The organism is Pseudomonas sp. GW821-FHT07G06 (assembly GCF_058986625.1).
The window spans coordinates 1-1,253 of sequence record NZ_JBYSVW010000044.1 but is presented as its reverse complement, the minus strand read 5'-3'; the positions used below and the strand labels follow the sequence as shown (position 1 = coordinate 1,253).

Genomic DNA, 1,253 nt, shown 5'->3' with positions numbered 1-1,253 from the left:
CCAGTGAGATCTCATCTTGAGGCAAGTTTCCCGCTTAGATGCTTTCAGCGGTTATCTTTTCCGAACATAGCTACCCGGCAATGCCACTGGCGTGACAACCGGAACACCAGAGGTTCGTCCACTCCGGTCCTCTCGTACTAGGAGCAGCCCCTCTCAAATCTCAAACGTCCACGGCAGATAGGGACCGAACTGTCTCACGACGTTCTAAACCCAGCTCGCGTACCACTTTAAATGGCGAACAGCCATACCCTTGGGACCGGCTTCAGCCCCAGGATGTGATGAGCCGACATCGAGGTGCCAAACACCGCCGTCGATATGAACTCTTGGGCGGTATCAGCCTGTTATCCCCGGAGTACCTTTTATCCGTTGAGCGATGGCCCTTCCATACAGAACCACCGGATCACTAAGACCTACTTTCGTACCTGCTCGACGTGTCTGTCTCGCAGTCAAGCGCGCTTTTGCCTTTATACTCTACGACCGATTTCCGACCGGTCTGAGCGCACCTTCGTACTCCTCCGTTACTCTTTAGGAGGAGACCGCCCCAGTCAAACTACCCACCATACACTGTCCTCGATCCGGATAACGGACCTGAGTTAGAACCTCAAAGTTGCCAGGGTGGTATTTCAAGGATGGCTCCACGCGAACTGGCGTCCACGCTTCAAAGCCTCCCACCTATCCTACACAAGCAAATTCAAAGTCCAGTGCAAAGCTATAGTAAAGGTTCACGGGGTCTTTCCGTCTAGCCGCGGATACACTGCATCTTCACAGCGATTTCAATTTCACTGAGTCTCGGGTGGAGACAGCGCCGCCATCGTTACGCCATTCGTGCAGGTCGGAACTTACCCGACAAGGAATTTCGCTACCTTAGGACCGTTATAGTTACGGCCGCCGTTTACCGGGGCTTCGATCAAGAGCTTCGCGTTAGCTAACCCCATCAATTAACCTTCCGGCACCGGGCAGGCGTCACACCCTATACGTCCACTTTCGTGTTTGCAGAGTGCTGTGTTTTTAATAAACAGTCGCAGCGGCCTGGTATCTTCGACCGGCGTGGGCTTACGGAGCAAGTCCTTCACCCTCACCGGCGCACCTTCTCCCGAAGTTACGGTGCCATTTTGCCTAGTTCCTTCACCCGAGTTCTCTCAAGCGCCTTGGTATTCTCTACCCAACCACCTGTGTCGGTTTGGGGTACGGTTCCTGGTTATCTGAAGCTTAGAAGCTTTTCTTGGAAGCATGGCATCAACCACTTCGTCACC

1 rRNA gene is annotated in these 1,253 nt (G+C 53.6%); it reads right to left on the bottom strand.

Going from position 1 to position 1,253, the window contains the following annotated elements:
• Window positions 1–1,253, bottom strand: a 23S ribosomal RNA gene (locus AC3WJW_RS29965); the annotation flags it as partial.